Annotated in this window: 13 protein-coding genes; 5 read left to right on the plus strand and 8 right to left on the minus strand. The window is 35.7% G+C overall.

The window, feature by feature from the left end; genetic code table 11:
• Nucleotides 1–596 precede the first annotated feature (596 nt).
• Genes ACU1LP_RS13795 through ACU1LP_RS13810 form a run of 4 tightly spaced genes read left to right on the plus strand, consistent with a single transcriptional unit; the run spans nucleotide 597 to nucleotide 6,877 of the window.
• Complete coding sequence (locus ACU1LP_RS13795; protein WP_445736541.1) at nucleotides 597–1,727, plus strand: DegT/DnrJ/EryC1/StrS family aminotransferase; 1,131 nt, start codon at nucleotides 597–599, stop codon at nucleotides 1,725–1,727.
• Nucleotides 1,724–3,664, plus strand: coding sequence for a polysaccharide biosynthesis protein (locus ACU1LP_RS13800; RefSeq protein WP_445736542.1), 1,941 nt, complete (start codon nucleotides 1,724–1,726; stop codon nucleotides 3,662–3,664). The genes ACU1LP_RS13795 and ACU1LP_RS13800 overlap by 4 nt, the downstream gene beginning before the upstream one ends.
• Nucleotides 3,665–3,707: 43 nt before the next feature.
• Nucleotides 3,708–4,475 (plus strand): polysaccharide biosynthesis/export family protein, encoded by a 768-nt coding sequence (locus ACU1LP_RS13805; protein WP_445736543.1) that lies wholly within the window; start codon nucleotides 3,708–3,710, stop codon nucleotides 4,473–4,475.
• Nucleotides 4,476–4,486: 11 nt separating this feature from the next.
• Nucleotides 4,487–6,877, plus strand: a complete 2,391-nt coding sequence (locus ACU1LP_RS13810) for a GumC family protein (RefSeq protein WP_445736544.1) — start codon at nucleotides 4,487–4,489, stop codon at nucleotides 6,875–6,877.
• Here the strand turns inward: ACU1LP_RS13810 and ACU1LP_RS13815 are convergent.
• A complete protein-coding gene (locus ACU1LP_RS13815) occupies nucleotides 6,874–7,620 on the minus strand; it encodes a tyrosine-protein phosphatase (protein ID WP_445736545.1) in 747 nt (248 codons plus the stop codon). The genes ACU1LP_RS13810 and ACU1LP_RS13815 overlap by 4 nt on opposite strands.
• 41 nt (nucleotides 7,621–7,661) lie before the next feature.
• On the minus strand, nucleotides 7,662–8,729 hold the full coding sequence (gene aroB, locus ACU1LP_RS13820) for a 3-dehydroquinate synthase (protein WP_445736546.1): 1,068 nt from the start codon (nucleotides 8,727–8,729) through the stop codon (nucleotides 7,662–7,664).
• A gap of 93 nt (nucleotides 8,730–8,822) precedes the next feature.
• Here aroB and ACU1LP_RS13825 point away from each other — a divergent pair, with 93 nt between their 5' ends.
• Nucleotides 8,823–10,001 (plus strand): proline dehydrogenase family protein, encoded by a 1,179-nt coding sequence (locus ACU1LP_RS13825; protein ID WP_445736547.1) that lies wholly within the window; start codon nucleotides 8,823–8,825, stop codon nucleotides 9,999–10,001.
• 333 nt (nucleotides 10,002–10,334) lie between these two features.
• Here the strand turns inward: ACU1LP_RS13825 and ACU1LP_RS13830 are convergent, their stop codons facing one another.
• The 6 genes from ACU1LP_RS13830 to ACU1LP_RS13855 form a co-directional block, all read right to left on the minus strand.
• Nucleotides 10,335–10,784 (minus strand): polysaccharide biosynthesis protein, encoded by a 450-nt coding sequence (locus ACU1LP_RS13830; RefSeq protein ID WP_445736548.1) that lies wholly within the window; start codon nucleotides 10,782–10,784, stop codon nucleotides 10,335–10,337.
• Nucleotides 10,775–10,933, minus strand: coding sequence for a polysaccharide biosynthesis protein (locus tag ACU1LP_RS13835; RefSeq protein WP_445736549.1), 159 nt, complete (start codon nucleotides 10,931–10,933; stop codon nucleotides 10,775–10,777). Before ACU1LP_RS13835 ends, ACU1LP_RS13830 begins: the two co-directional genes overlap by 10 nt.
• A gap of 224 nt (nucleotides 10,934–11,157) precedes the next feature.
• On the minus strand, nucleotides 11,158–11,646 hold the full coding sequence (locus tag ACU1LP_RS13840) for an SDR family NAD(P)-dependent oxidoreductase (RefSeq protein ID WP_445736550.1): 489 nt from the start codon (nucleotides 11,644–11,646) through the stop codon (nucleotides 11,158–11,160).
• 99 nt (nucleotides 11,647–11,745) lie between these two features.
• Entirely contained in the window at nucleotides 11,746–12,342 is a 597-nt protein-coding gene (locus ACU1LP_RS13845) for a sugar transferase (RefSeq protein WP_445736551.1), read from the minus strand.
• Nucleotides 12,342–12,716 carry a hypothetical protein gene (locus ACU1LP_RS13850; RefSeq protein WP_445736552.1) on the minus strand — a complete coding sequence of 125 codons (375 nt, stop codon included), beginning with the start codon at nucleotides 12,714–12,716 and terminating at the stop codon, nucleotides 12,342–12,344. Before ACU1LP_RS13850 ends, ACU1LP_RS13845 begins: the two co-directional genes overlap by 1 nt.
• 846 nt (nucleotides 12,717–13,562) lie before the next feature.
• A complete protein-coding gene (locus tag ACU1LP_RS13855; protein ID WP_445732871.1) occupies nucleotides 13,563–14,762 on the minus strand; it encodes an alanine dehydrogenase in 1,200 nt (399 codons plus the stop codon).
• Nucleotides 14,763–14,888 lie beyond the last annotated feature (126 nt).

A 14,888-nucleotide genomic window follows, 5' to 3' on the forward strand; every position in this document is an offset into this window, starting at 1 on the left:
ATATTTTCAAATTTTCAGTTTCAAATTCAATTTAATTGTCAACAATATCGCTTGATAATTTTTTTTATCTGTTGCCTGGCAATGACAAAATCATTAAACTTCTGATTATTAATAGTATGCACTAATTCTTATGTAGAACTCGGGACTTACAGGTCAAGATTCCAGTTTAGGGAAATTTGTCGTGCACCCGATGCACGATATGAATCGACCATCTACAAAGATTTTGCTATGAACAAAAAAGGAGGATGTAGTTAACCGATTATAACAACTCTTTTGGCGAAATAACCAAATAGTTGTCTTTTTCATTAAAAACAATCACTAAATTTACAGCATCAAACACAAAATTGAATTGATTAATAGCATCATTAATTTAATTGTATTAAGTGTTTTATAACATATTTCAAACTCTCAAATTAATCTATAAACATCTAGATTGAATATTTTAAAGCATTTAATGTAAGCTATTAATTAGTATAATTTTTTTGTATGTGCATAAAAGGGGACCATCCGAAAATCTTGTTTCTATTAAAATTAACACAGTTTATTTCTGTGGTAGATTGCCATGTGCCATTTTTGAATAAAAAACATCATTTTTAATGTTGACCAAAACTAAAATTTACTTATCATCACCACACATGGGCGGATCGGAGCAACGATTTGTCAATGAAGCCTTTGATACCAATTGGATCGCTCCATTGGGTCCGAATGTAGATGGTTTTGAAAACGATATACAGCAGTACTTAGGAGGTAATTCACACGTTTCTGTATTGAGTTCTGGTACTGCCGCCATACATTTAGCACTTCAATTATTACATGTTTCACAAGGCGACGAAGTATTATGCCAAAGCTTTACGTTTTCGGCTTCGGCAAATCCCATTGTTTACCAAGGGGCCACTCCTGTATTTATTGACAGTGAACCTGATACTTGGAACATGTCTCCAGAATTGCTGGAGATAGCCATTATAGACCGCATTGAAAAATATAAAAAACCAAAAGCCATTATAGCGGTCCATTTGTATGGCATGCCCTATAAAGCCGATGAGATCAACGCTATTGCAAAAAAATATGATATTCCCGTTGTGGAAGATAGCGCCGAAGCATTAGGAAGTACCTACCATAACAAAGCTTGTGGAACGCTTTCTGATATTGGCATCTTATCATTTAACGGCAATAAAATAATAACAACCTCGGGTGGAGGTGCATTGATTGCCCATAATTTGGATTTAAAAAACAAAGCGGTGTTTTTAGCTACGCAAGCTAGAGACCAAGCACCCCATTATGAACATTCGCATATTGGGTTTAATTACAGAATGAGCAATGTGGTAGCGGGCATTGGAAGAGGGCAAATGGAAGTGCTTGATGAACGCGTAAAGGCAAGACGGCGAAACTTTGATTTTTACAAACAAAATCTATCAAAATATAATTCCATATCATTTTTGGAAGAACCCACAGGATTCTTTTCCAACAGATGGATTACCTGTATAAAAACGGATTCGTACAAGCAAAGAGAGCGCATGAGGCTCGAATTGCTGAAAGACGATATTGAATCCAGACCTTTATGGAAACCCATGCACATGCAACCGGTTTTTAAAGATTGCCTCCATTTTTCCAATGGTACATCCGAAGCACTTTTTGATAAAGGGCTTTGTTTACCAAGCGGATCCAATTTAAGTCCCGATGATTTGGATAGGATCCTTAATGCAATATCAAAAATCCCAAACCTATGATAAATAATTACTTTACCTATCTCTCACAAAAGTACGCTTCCAAGTGGCTTGTTTTGGCAATAGACTTAGCCATCGTTTTAGTGACCTTTTGCATGGCGTACTTTATCCGGTTCAATTGTACGTTCAATTTTGAATTCAATCAATTTTTATTCCAACTGCCGTTTGTATTGGTAGTGGCTACCATCAGCTTTTTTATTTTCGGTTCCTTTAAAAGTGTCATCCGTCATACCGGATTTACAGACGTAGTAACCTTATTTAAAGCAGTATCCTTTATGGCCATTATGAGTGCCCTGTTTGTAATTATCAATAAAGAGGTGGGTGTCATTTCAAATTTTACCATACCGCGTTCCATAATAATCATGCACACGTTGCTAAGTTTTGTTTTGTTGAGTGCCAGTAGGCTGGTTTTCAAAATGGCTTACAACCATTTAAAATGTAAATATGTATCTTCAAAAAGAGTTATAATTTATGGGGCCGGCGATTCTGGTATTGTAACTTATAATGCCTTGATAAGTAACGTAAAAGAACGGTTTGATGTTGTGGGTTTTATAGATGACAACTCCAGAAAAAACGGAAAATCCATCAATGGGATCTCTATATACCCTAAAAGCAAAATAGACCAGGAATATATTGATTTACACCATATTGATGAAATCATTGTAACAGCAGAGAATATTAACAAAGACACCTTACTGAATTTAGTGGGTTTAAATGTTAAGATAACCAAGGTGCCGCCTATTGAAAAATGGATTAATGGGGAACTGAATGTTCGCCAAATTAAACAAGTACAGATTGAAGATTTATTAGGTAGGGCACCCATAAAAATCGATAATCCAAATTTATTAAATGAGTTTAGCGGAGAAACTGTTTTAATCACAGGGGCTGCGGGATCCATAGGTAGCGAGCTGGTTAAACAGCTTTCAATTTTTGATGTGAAGCACCTTGTATTGGTAGATCAGGCAGAGTCACCACTTTATGATGTGCAACAGGATTTGATGCGTGATGGCAAACATAATTTTACAGCGATTGTAGCCGATATAAGAGATGGTTTAAGGATTGACAGTGTATTTCAAGAGTTTATACCAACCATGGTTTTCCATGCTGCGGCCTATAAGCATGTACCATTAATGGAAAAGTCTCCTTATGAGTCCATAAAAATAAATGTTAATGGCACCAAACTTTTAGCAGATACATCATCGCGCTATAATGTTAAGAAATTTGTGTTTATTTCTACAGATAAAGCCGTAAACCCAACCAGTGTTATGGGGGCTACCAAGCGTATGGCAGAAATGTACATTAGCTGCTTGCAAAAAGAGAGCAAAACCAAATTTATTACCACCCGTTTTGGTAATGTGTTGGGTTCCAATGGTTCGGTAATTCCATTGTTTAAAAAACAAATTGAAAATGGAGGGCCCTTAACCTTAACACACGAAGACATTACACGGTTTTTTATGACCATTCCAGAAGCCTCCCAATTGGTTTTGGAGGCAGGCACTATGGGCAAGGGAGGCGAAATATTTATTTTTGATATGGGCGAGTCTGTTAAGATATATGACCTTGCCAAAAATATGATCAAGCTTTCCGGACTTCGTTTTCCGGAAGATATCGATATCAAAATCACGGGATTGCGCCCCGGTGAAAAACTTTATGAAGAGCTATTGGCGAATGGAGAAAACACCTTGACCACATACCATAAAAAAATATTGATCAGTAAGACCAGAGAACTTGATTATGCGGCCATAAAATCTGAGATTGAAGAGCTTTGTATTACCAACCGCTTTCAAAACAATAATATTGTTATGAAAATGAAACAGTTGATACCCGAATACAAATCCAACAATTCAGACTATGAACGGTTTGACAAAAAAGTCCAAATCTATAAAAAAGTGAAAGGTATATTGAATGATAAATCGGATAAATTATCCAACACCGTTTAAATCTATTATTTTTCATTAAATTGCTCCCCAAATAATATCATTGATGAATAAATCCATTTTAACAAGAAAATTGGTTATAGTATTATGTGCAGTTAGTTTATTCCTAACATCATGTACAACCAAAAAAGATGTTGTTTACTTTCAAAATGCCAAAGATTTTGAGACTATAGTAAATACCGACACTTTTACCTCAAGATTCAAAATTAATGACATTGTAAGCATCAATGTATCTGCTTATGATCTAACTGCTGCAAAACCATTCAATTTAATTGTTGAAAGTGGACAAAATAGCACCCCAATAGATTACTTGATAGATACTGAAGGCAATATAGATTTCCCTGTTTTGGGAAAGATAAAACTGCTAGGGCTGACTGTGGAAGAAGCTAAACAACTTTTTAAGGAAAAGCTTTCAAATGGCTATCTAAAAGACCCTGTTATCAACATTCGTATCTTAAATTTCAGAATTTCAGTGCTTGGCGCCGTAACTTCCCCTGGGGTGTATCCAATTTCTGGAGAGCGCATCAACATATTGGAGGCTATAGCCAACGCGGGTGATCTAGACCTTAAAGGAAGAAGGGATAATATATTGGTTATAAGAGACTTTAATGGTGCCAAAACATACACGAGGATAGATATCACAAATAAAGAAGTGTTTAACTCGCCTGTTTATTTTTTAACACAAAATGACGTGGTCTATGTTCAGCCCAATACATCAGCCATTAGTGGTTCAGGTGGCGATCTGAGAATAGGACAGTTTTTGGGATATGCATCATTTGTAATGACTGCCATTCTTTTGGCTACTCGTTTCTAATAAATTTAAAAATGGAATCAAATCAAAATATAATAATACCTTCTGGAGCCTCCAATAGCTTTAATTTAAAGAAAACTATTTTATTGTACGTAAAACAATGGAAGTGGTTTGTTTTAAGTCTGCTTGTTTGTTTTGGGCTGGTTTATTTATATTTAAGATATACAACACCGCAATATTCGGCCATGGCCAACATCATGCTGGTAAGTGAAAATGATAAGTCTTCTCCGGGTGCCGCACTTAGTGATCTGTCTCCTTACACAAATAGTACGAATGCTGAAATTGAAGATGAAATATTGGTTTTTAAATCAAGGGGCGTTATCAAAAATGTTGCAAAAAAACTAAATTTAAATGTACAATATTTTACAAAGGGCCGCATACTGGAATTCGAACTTTATAATAGCGCACCCATTGCGGTCAATTTTATAGCTTCCGACTCCATATTGAATAAAGTCGATTTTAATTTTTTTATAGATATTACTTCCGAAACGGCTTTTGAATATAAAATATCGGAAACTGATACTCCCAAAACCATATCGTTTGGAGAAAACATTCCTACTTATTTTGGTAGTATGGTGGTAACGCCTAAATATAAAAATGCGAATTCGTTAATTGGAAATAGCATACGGGTTGAAGTAACGCCTTTGAATGCCGTGACCGATTTTTTAAGAAAACGAATAGAGGTCTATCAAGCGGCAAGTGAATCAAAGGCCCTGAATCTTTATTTAGTGGATCCCATTCCCCAAAAAGCAAAGGATATTTTAAACGCCTTGATTTATGAGTACGACCAATACACCTCTGAATTAAAGAACATTCGATCAAAAAATACGGCTGATTTTATTGATTCGCGTGTGCAATTGATTGCCTCCGATCTTGTTAGTGTGGATGATAGCATCGTACGGTTTAAAACAGGAAATAAATTAACAGATGTGAGTTCGGAAGCTGGACAATTTTTAAGTTCAAGCGCCCAAAATGAACAAGCATTGACGGAAAGTAAAACACAATTGCGGTTGTTGAATTATATGGACGAATCGGTGGGTCCAGACAGTTCCTTAAAAGCCATACCTTCTAATTTAGGTATGGGAGACCCTGCTTTAAGTGGGCTTTCTGCTCGATATAATGAGCTGTTGGCCAGCAGGGAAAAACTTTTGCAAAGTGCCGGGGAAAAGAATATTGTGGTGGTTCAATTGGACCAAACATTAAATAACATTAGGCAAAGTTTAAGCCAAAGCATAAATAATGCAAAGAAGACCTTAAACATTCAGATAAACAGCCTTGAAAACCAATCCAGCAGAATTAGTTCTAAAATATTTTCTGTACCGGGCCAAGAAAGTAAATTAAGAGGTATCGAGCGTAAACAAGGGATTAAGGAATCTTTATACTTGTATTTATTGCAAAAAAGGGAAGAGGCTGCCATATCTTTGACCTCCACGGCACCAAATCTTAAAATATTGGATGAGGCTTATGATTCCGGTAATCCTATATCCCCAAATGGCAAGATGCTATACATTGGGGCGCTTTTCATTGGTTTTTTAATCCCTTTTGGAGCGATTTATGTCTCAGATCTATTGGACACCAAGATCCATAACAAAGAAGATTTGCAAAAAGAAATCAATCACATAACCATTTTGGGAGAAATCCCAAAAGTGAATGAGGGTTCCAAAAAACAAGGAAGTTTATTGGTTGAAAAACATGACAGGTCCATATTATCTGAATCATTTAGAATTATCAGAACGAATTTTGATTATGTGAGACGGGGTAGAAAAATTGAAAATTATGATAACGTCATCTTTGTTACATCGACTATTTCTGGCGAAGGAAAATCCTTTTTTAGTATCAATACCGCACTCACTATTGCCAATACCAATAAAAGGGTTTTGTTGATTGGTGCCGATATTAGAAATCCTCAAATACACTCGGCAATAAAAAAACAAGTCAAAGCAGGTGCCTCCGAAGTTGGTTTTACGGAATATTTGGTGGATAATTCAATTTTGTTGGGAGAAGTAATTAACACGTACACCATTAACGATATAAAAATAGATATTTTACTTTCCGGCAAGGTGCCACCAAATCCTGCGGAATTATTGATGACCGACCGGGTAAAGGAATTGTTCGATACGGTTTCAGGGCAATATGATTATGTTATTGTGGACACCGCGCCTGCCATGTTGGTTACTGATACCTTATTAATAAGCCAGTATGCCGGACATACCATTTATATAACAAGGGCAGGTTATACCGAAAAACAAATACTGAACTTTGCTAAGGAACTTCATGAGAACCATAAACTTAACGGCATGATGCTGGTAGTTAACGATGTAAGTCAAGGGAATTTTGGATATGGTGCCCAATATGGTTATTATGGAGCGCAAAAAAAGAAAGGTTTTTTTAGAAGGAAATCTTAAATAACTGAAAAAGTAGCATTCGTGTTTTTAATTAAATACAAAATTTTTTCCTCCATTTTTTTATCGATAGCTATTTGGAACAGTTTTTCTATTTGTACAAGGTTGTGGGCATCGGTACCCACAAAATCCATGAATTCTTCTTCTATTAAATGCAGTGCCGTTTTCTGCACACTTTTACCATAATGATCACTCAATGAGAGCAAATTGAGCTGAAATAAACATCCTAAATCCTTTAGTTTTTTATAATAGTGTAAGTTATTATGGTAATAGGAATATCTTTCAGGATGGGCTAAAACGGGTGTATATCCCTTCGTTCTGATTTTAAATATAAGGGTCTCTAAATTTATTGGAGGCTGTAAATAGGACATTTCAACCAGCACGTGATTTTTTTTTAAAGTGAACAGATTGCCTTTACCCAATAACTTTTCAAAATGACTGTCAAGCATGTATTCTGCTGCAGGATTGATGGTGATTTTGCCAATAAGTTTTTTATCTAGGTTTTCCAATAATAATTGATAAGCATCCCCAATGGTTTCATCAGTATTGGGATAAAAATCCTGCATGATGTGCGGGGTCGGTATAAATTGCTTTACGCCTAATTCCTTTAGCTTGTTGATTAACAATAAAGATTCCTTGACGTTTTTTGCACCATCATCGATACCTGGGAGGATGTGATTGTGGATATCCACAAAATCTTCCAGTAAGTCCTTTAAAAATATTTTTTTGGTAAAAAGATTCAGCATGTGGTACATGGTAAAATTATCAAGGTACAAAAATGCGATAATTACGACGCATAAAATTCAAAGGCGTCCATTATAATATCATCATCAACCAAACAATCCATTCGTGGTTTCCCTATGGCCTCCAACAATACAAAATTGATATTGCCATGGTTGTTTTTCTTGTCGTATTTAAGCAATTGCATGATGGCTGCATATTCAGATTTTTCGATGGTTACTTTTCCATAATAATCTATAAAAAGGGTTTTAATATGATGTGCAACTTGCTTTGGAAAGCCAGCTAGTTCGGTTGAGATATAAGTTGCCAAAATCATACCTATTACAATGGCTTCACCATGTAACAAGGTTGTTTTGTCCGGACTGCTTAAAAAGTAGGATTCAATGGCATGCCCAAGGGTATGCCCAAAATTTAAAGTCTTCCTTAAGTTATTTTCAAAAGGATCTTTTTCAACGACATTCTTTTTAATGATGACAGATTCATAAATCAATGCATCTAAATTATGTAAAGAAAGCTTTGATAGATCTTGAAACTTGTTCCAATAGTTTTCATCGTTTATCAAGCCGTGTTTCAGCATTTCCGCCAAACCAGAGCGCATGTGGTTTTGTGGTAATGTATGTAAATAGTAGGTATCTATAAGCACCAGGTCAGGGTTGCTTATCACACCTATTTGGTTTTTCAAATGCCCCAGGTCAACACCTGTTTTTCCGCCAACCGAGGCATCAACCATGGACAATAATGTGGTGGGCACATTTATATAAGCAATGCCACGCTTAAAAGTACAGGCTACAAAACCACCTAAATCGGTAATAACGCCTCCGCCTATATTAATGAGCAAACTTTTTCTATCGGCATCCAATTCCGATAGCGTATTCCAAACACCCACACAGGTATCTATGGTTTTGTTCAGTTCTCCAGATTCTATTTCAATGATTTCGATGCTAACATCTGTTTCAATTTTTTCTAAAAAATATGGTAAACAATGTTGGTGGGTATTTTCATCTACCAAAATAAAAATTTTAGAAAAATTACGTTTATTGAGGTGTTCGTTTATAGAAGGATAACAGTTGTTTTGAAAATGAATGGTACAATTATGTGTTGCAATAGAATCCATGAAAAAGTTTTTTTTTGAAAACACGAAATTAAGGAGATTTTATATAAAATGATAACTTGCGGATAATTATATTTGCACTAAATATTGAGTATAATGCAAAGAAACAACCCTATTTTTGATAATACCGAAATCGCTTTTGCTTTAAAAAACGACTCGGAAATGGAACGTGCCTACTTTTTGTTCAAAATGATCTCCATTGAACCATTAGTAAGAATAGGTGCAGCAGCCACAAATTTTGCGCTTAAAGCGCACTTGCCCATTGAGGGACTTATAAGGTCGACTGTTTTTGATCATTTTTGTGGAGGCGTGAATGAAGAAGATTGCTTGCCCGTTATTAATAAAATGTATGAAAAAGGGGTAAGTTCGGTTTTGGATTTTTCGGTGGAAGGCAAAGAAAGTGAAAAAGAGTTTGATCATGCCAGAGATGTTACCCTTAAAATCATTGAGTTTTGTAAAGAAATTAAAGCCATTCCTATAGCGGTGTTTAAGCCCTCGGGCTTTGGCCGCTTGTACTTATATAAAAAAGTAAGTAAAGGCGGCACTTTAACCGATAAAGAACAAGAAGAATGGCACCAGGTTGTAAAACGGTATGATATGGTTTGCAAAAAGGCCAAAGCAAGCAATGTCGCCATTTTAATTGATGCAGAAGAAAGTTGGATGCAAGATGCCGTTGATGCCTTGGTAACACAAATGATGGAAAAATACAATACCGAAAAACCCATTGTTTTCAATACCCTGCAAATGTACAGGCACGATCGGTTGGCGTTTTTAAATAATGAGCATAAAAAAGCGAAGGAAGCGGGTTATTTTGTTGGTTACAAGCTAGTGCGCGGTGCCTATATGGAAAAAGAAAACGAAAGGGCCCAAGAAAAAGGATATGAATCACCAATTTGTAAAAATAAAGCGGCTGCAGATGAAAACTTTAATTCAGGTTTAAAATATATGATTGATAACCTAGAAGATATGTCGGTATTTGCAGGGACCCATAATGAAGAAAGCTCCTATTTATTGATGGATTTAATGGAAGAAAAGGGTTTGGAGAATAACGACCCCAGGGTTTGGTTTGGCCAACTGTACGGTATGAGCGACCATATAAGTTTTAATTTGGCAAACAAAGGATATAATGTGGCCAAATATGTACCCTTTGGGCCTGTAAAGGATGTGATGCCTTATTTGATACGGCGTGCAGAAGAAAATACATCGGTAGCAGGACAAACAGGTAGAGAACTGGCGCTTTTAACAAAAGAAAAAAACAGACGTAAAACTTTGTAGTTTCTACATACAACTTTTAGCACATGACAAAAATTTTAGAATAGAAATATAAACCAAAAATACATTTAGTGTATTAAGGTTTGTTTGTATCGCAGACCTCACAGGTTTTCAAAACTGTGAGGTCTTGATTATCCTAAAAAGTACTAGTAGTTTATTTCTAAAAATCAATTTTTGCGATGTACTTAGATACAACTCAATAAACTGATTTAAACTTTTTACATTTAAGCGAAAATTAGTCATTTTTTGACCAATTGAAGACTTTTTTGAGTTACATAGCAGAGCTATGGAAGGAAAAAAAGGCGAAAAGTGGGTAAAAAAGAGCCTGCCCCAAATTTAGTTTGGGGGCAATTTTTTAGCAAATGGAAAAAGTTTAAACCAGTTCAATAATATCTTCTTTATTTCTTGAGGAGATTGGTAAGGAATAATGTTGAGTAGTTTATTCCAATCTATATTTTCAACTATTTTTTCATCCTTTCGTGTTACCCTAAAAATATCTTTATCTGTAGTAGCTGACAATAATTCGTTTTTCGAAATAATTTCTTCATGATGCTTTTCTCCGGTACGTAAGCCCGTAATTTTTATTTCTACCGCTTCCTTTTTTTCTGGAAAACAATCTATAACACAATTTGCCAAATCCATTAATTTTATAGGGTCTCCCATATTGAAAGTGAATATTTGTCCTTCCAATTTATTAAAAGTGGCAATTTTTAAAATTAAATTGCAAGCTTTGTATTTGTCTATAAAATAGCGCGATGCGGTTTCACTGGTTAGTGTTAAAGGCAAGCCAGAGTCCAATTGCTTTTTAAAAAGAGGCAGTACGGAACCATTGGACCCCCCATGATATTCCCAAAACGCGTTATTGAAAACTGGGTACCGCTTTTTTGTGATAGCTGTACGATATAATTTTCCGCAATGAGTTTTGACATTCCCATAACGCTTGTGGGGCTTACCGCTTTATCGGTAGAACTAAACCACTATGGACTAAAGTGCCATAGGTTTTTAAAACAGACTGAAAGTCTGTTGCATTCGTGAAATAGATAGTAAATTATTTACGCCCACCTTTTCAGGAAACGAGAGAATTCGTGAAAATTAGTGCGATTCGTGGCAAAATTTTTAGAAGCTAAAGCGAGATGCACTAAAGTACATAGTTTTAACTCTATTTGAGACCAATAAAAACGAATTTTTTAACAGCGTGCTTTACTGCCAAATCTGCCCATAGTTTGGTGGCCAAAATATTTGTTTTAACAGCTTCATACGGATGCGCTTCCATTAAAGGCACATGTTTATAAGCCGCCGCATGAAAAATCAGTGTGGGCTTGTGGGTCTTGAAAAGATATTCAACAGAATCCTTTTCAGTAATATTTAAAAGCAAACATTCTATTTTATTTGAATCTTCATTTTCAAATTCCTCAATTAAATTATAGAGCGGGGATTCGGCTATATCGACAAGAATAAGTTTTTTGTAATTACATGCCAGAAGATGTTTGTCAAGTTCGCTACCAATGGAGCCGGCAGCTCCCGTTATTAAAATGGTTTCATTGGCAAAATCAAAGTTTTGAAATGTTTTTTTAGTTTTTCCGTTCGGATGAAATAACCCAGAATCTTCAATGAGTAATTTTATATTATTATAGGTGGTTTGGTTCATTTGATGCACATTCGGTTAAGTGCTGTTTTCAAGGGGTGCAAAACATTTCCAAAGTAGGAATAATATGGGGCTTATGCAAACCAGAATACGCAACAAGTTTTACTTAGTTACAACTTGTATGATTGTAATAAAGATAAGTTTTAAATCGAAGAAAAAATTCCGTTTTTCAATATACGTTTTGTTGTATTTAAGTTTATCTGGAATGATGGTTTTTATAAAGAATTCTTCTGGATTTTCGGCGGCTTTTAAAAGTTCTACCTCGTTTCGGTATTTTAATGAAGCAAGCCCCGTAATGCCCGGACGAACCACAAATATCTTCATATCGTCTTCACTATAAAAATTGACATAATAGCGCAATTCCGGTCGGGGACCCACAAAGCTCATATCGCCTTTCAGAATATTTATGAGTTGCGGTAATTCATCCATTTTATAGCGCCGTAAAAAATAACCGACCTTGGTAATTCGAGCATCATGGTTTCCTAAAGTAAGCAATCCTTTTGTTTCGGATTGGGTGCGCATGGTCCTGAATTTATAGATATTGAAATCTTTATTGCCTTTTCCAACACGGCCTTGAATGAATAAAATAGGCCCTTTGGAATCTAATTTTATTATAATGGCAATCAATATAAGAATAGGAGCAAGGAGCATGGATCCAGCTATAGAAAATACGATATCAAAACAACGTTTTGCAATCATTACTGTGCTATTCTGAAATTGGTTATCGTGGCGATGCTATCGCAGTTTTCAACAGTTAAAACAATGTCTTTTTTATTGTATGATCCTTCCACTTGATACATTCCGCAAGGTTTTTGTCTCGCATTGCTTTCCGGAAAATTAATATTTCCCTTTTTTAGTACATAATTTATGGCTACGGAATCTACATGGTAGGTAGTTAATTGCGTGTGGATGTTATTGGAATATACAATTTTCTTTAATCGAATGTTTTTTAAGACGCGGGCGTCAGGACCATAGCTACAAGAGGTTTTTTTTCCATTTAAAAAGAAAGCCAAAATTATTAATCCAAGGGAAAATCCTCCAAGATAATAACCAATACGTTGAATAAGTTTCATTAAATTTCTTTAGGTGTAGTACAACAGGTTCTTTTGGGCAGCAGATCAAACGCTTTTAAAAAAAGGTCTAAACAACTCATAATGAACTCTTTTATTTATTTTAGTTTTAGGGTTATCCACTTAAAAATCAAGAGTTTGATTATCAGGCACCAAATAAATGAAAATGTAAATTCAAATTTATGCAGCAATCTCTTGTTTTTATTGTGGCTTATAAATTTCTCTTAAGTACATGACAACAATTTATTAACATCAAATTATTAAAAAAAACTCCTTAAATAATTCCTCCCCTTTTTTCAAGGGGTAGAGCCTGTACCGATTTTTTGGTATACCGATAGGCGGAGGGGTCGACTTAAATAATTTTTTTAATGAAACATCTTTTTTTGTCATGTAATAAAAATTTTTCAATATTTGTTAAATTATCTTTAAAAACGTTAACCAAATTATTTTTCATAAACATAATTTAACCCCTCCGCCCATGACCATTTTACTAATCTTGATCTTTATCTTTTGGCACCTCCCCTTGAAATTAAGGGGAGGACTTTACAAACTACTTTTTTCAACTTAAACTAAAATTGTTCTCGTTAAAGTAACCTCCTTTTTTCAAGGAGGGGTGCCGATTGGCGGGGTGGTTGTATAATGTTATTATCAAACTCCATTTGTTAAGTGATCTAAATGGGTAACCCCATTTAGTTTTTTTTGCTTTGTGTGCCTCTGTGTTAGCTTTGTACATCTCTGTGCAATAACTGTAATACAAAGATACACGAAGAATTACACGTCCCGATAACTATCGGAATCACAAAGATACTTGGGCTTTTAAAAGCGTTTGCCCTATTTTGGGCATTTCTTTTAAAAAATAATCAAATTAATATCGCTGTAATTCAAATCGAACCACTCACCAACGGGCTTGCTGGTTAAAATTCCGTGGTAAAAATACAATCCATTTTTTAAACCTCTATCAAATCGAAGGGAATTTTCCAAACCGCCATCTTCAGCGATTTTCAATAAGTAGGGTGTAAAAATATTACTGATGGACACAGAGGCCGTACGGGAATATCTGGCAGGAATGTTGGGCACGCAATAATGGACCACCCCGTGTTTAACAAAGGTTGGTTGTTTGTGGGATGTTACCTCGCTGGTTTCAAAACAGCCACCCATATCGATACTGACATCAATGATAATGGCCCCTTTTTTCATGGATTGCACCATGGTTTCCGATACAATTATTGGTGAGCGGTTGTTGCCTCTTACCGCTCCAATAACCACATCACAGCGTTTTAAGGCTTTGGTCAGATTTTTTGGTTGCAGGGTAGAAGTAAACAAAGGCCTGCCCAGATGCGTTTGGATGCGCCTTAATTTAGTAATCGAATTATCAAAAATCTTTACGTTGGCCCCTAAGCCTATAGAACTTCTGGCCGCAAATTCGCCCACCGTTCCCGCACCCAGAATAACAACTTCTAAAGGGGGCACCCCACTAATATTTCCAAACATCAAGCCATTGCCTCCTTTGGTGTCTGATAACAATTCCGAAGCAATCAAAACGGAGGCCGTACCCGCAATTTCGCTCAAGGTTTTTACTGCCGGATAAGTACCGTCAGAATCTCTAATAAACTCAAATGCCAAGGCAGTAATCCGTTTGGATGCGAGTGCCTCAAAGTATTTTTTAGTCTGTGTTTTTATCTGTAAGGCAGAAATCAATATAGTTTGAGGGTTCATTAATTTTACCTGCTCTAAACTTGGCGGTTCTACTTTTAGTATCATGGGGCAAGCAAAAACTTTGGCGGTATCGTTAGTTATTTCCGCCCCGGCTTCACTATAGTCCTTATCGCTAAAATTAGCACCATCGCCAGCACCAGATTCAAGCAAAACCCTATGGCCGTTACTTACCAGGGCAAAAACAGCATCGGGTGTTAAGCAAACACGTTTTTCTTGAAAAGCGGTTTCTTTTGGAATACCGATAAATAATTCTCCTTTACGCTTAAATATTTCAAGAGTTTCTTCTTGTGGCAAGAGTTGTTGCTTGGTAAAGGGAGATAGTGATTTTGCCATGGGTCATTCAGTTTACAAAAATCAAATTACAAATAAATTTTTTATTCCTTTGGAACATTCCAAAAATAGTTATTTTAGTTTTAAATATGCTTAATTAAGCTTTTAATCGGATATTTTAAAATTGAG

It is taken from the genome of Mariniflexile sp. (assembly GCF_052728615.1).

What these genes read in the sequence shown, in the direction of transcription:
- ACU1LP_RS13795 (WP_445736541.1), top strand. Translation starts at nt 597, where the DNA reads ATGTTGACCAAAACTAAAATTTACTTATCATCACCACACATGGGCGGA.
- ACU1LP_RS13825 (WP_445736547.1), top strand. Translation starts at nt 8,823, where the DNA reads ATGCAAAGAAACAACCCTATTTTTGATAATACCGAAATCGCTTTTGCT.
- ACU1LP_RS13810 (WP_445736544.1), top strand. Translation starts at nt 4,487, where the DNA reads ATGGAATCAAATCAAAATATAATAATACCTTCTGGAGCCTCCAATAGC.
- ACU1LP_RS13800 (WP_445736542.1), top strand. Translation starts at nt 1,724, where the DNA reads ATGATAAATAATTACTTTACCTATCTCTCACAAAAGTACGCTTCCAAG.
- ACU1LP_RS13835 (WP_445736549.1), bottom strand. Translation starts at nt 10,933, where the DNA reads ATGGGAATGTCAAAACTCATTGCGGAAAATTATATCGTACAGCTATCA.
- ACU1LP_RS13845 (WP_445736551.1), bottom strand. Translation starts at nt 12,342, where the DNA reads ATGATTGCAAAACGTTGTTTTGATATCGTATTTTCTATAGCTGGATCC.
- ACU1LP_RS13855 (WP_445732871.1), bottom strand. Translation starts at nt 14,762, where the DNA reads ATGGCAAAATCACTATCTCCCTTTACCAAGCAACAACTCTTGCCACAA.
- ACU1LP_RS13850 (WP_445736552.1), bottom strand. Translation starts at nt 12,716, where the DNA reads ATGAAACTTATTCAACGTATTGGTTATTATCTTGGAGGATTTTCCCTT.
- aroB (WP_445736546.1), bottom strand. Translation starts at nt 8,729, where the DNA reads ATGGATTCTATTGCAACACATAATTGTACCATTCATTTTCAAAACAAC.
- ACU1LP_RS13815 (WP_445736545.1), bottom strand. Translation starts at nt 7,620, where the DNA reads ATGCTGAATCTTTTTACCAAAAAAATATTTTTAAAGGACTTACTGGAA.
- ACU1LP_RS13840 (WP_445736550.1), bottom strand. Translation starts at nt 11,646, where the DNA reads ATGAACCAAACCACCTATAATAATATAAAATTACTCATTGAAGATTCT.
- ACU1LP_RS13805 (WP_445736543.1), top strand. Translation starts at nt 3,708, where the DNA reads ATGAATAAATCCATTTTAACAAGAAAATTGGTTATAGTATTATGTGCA.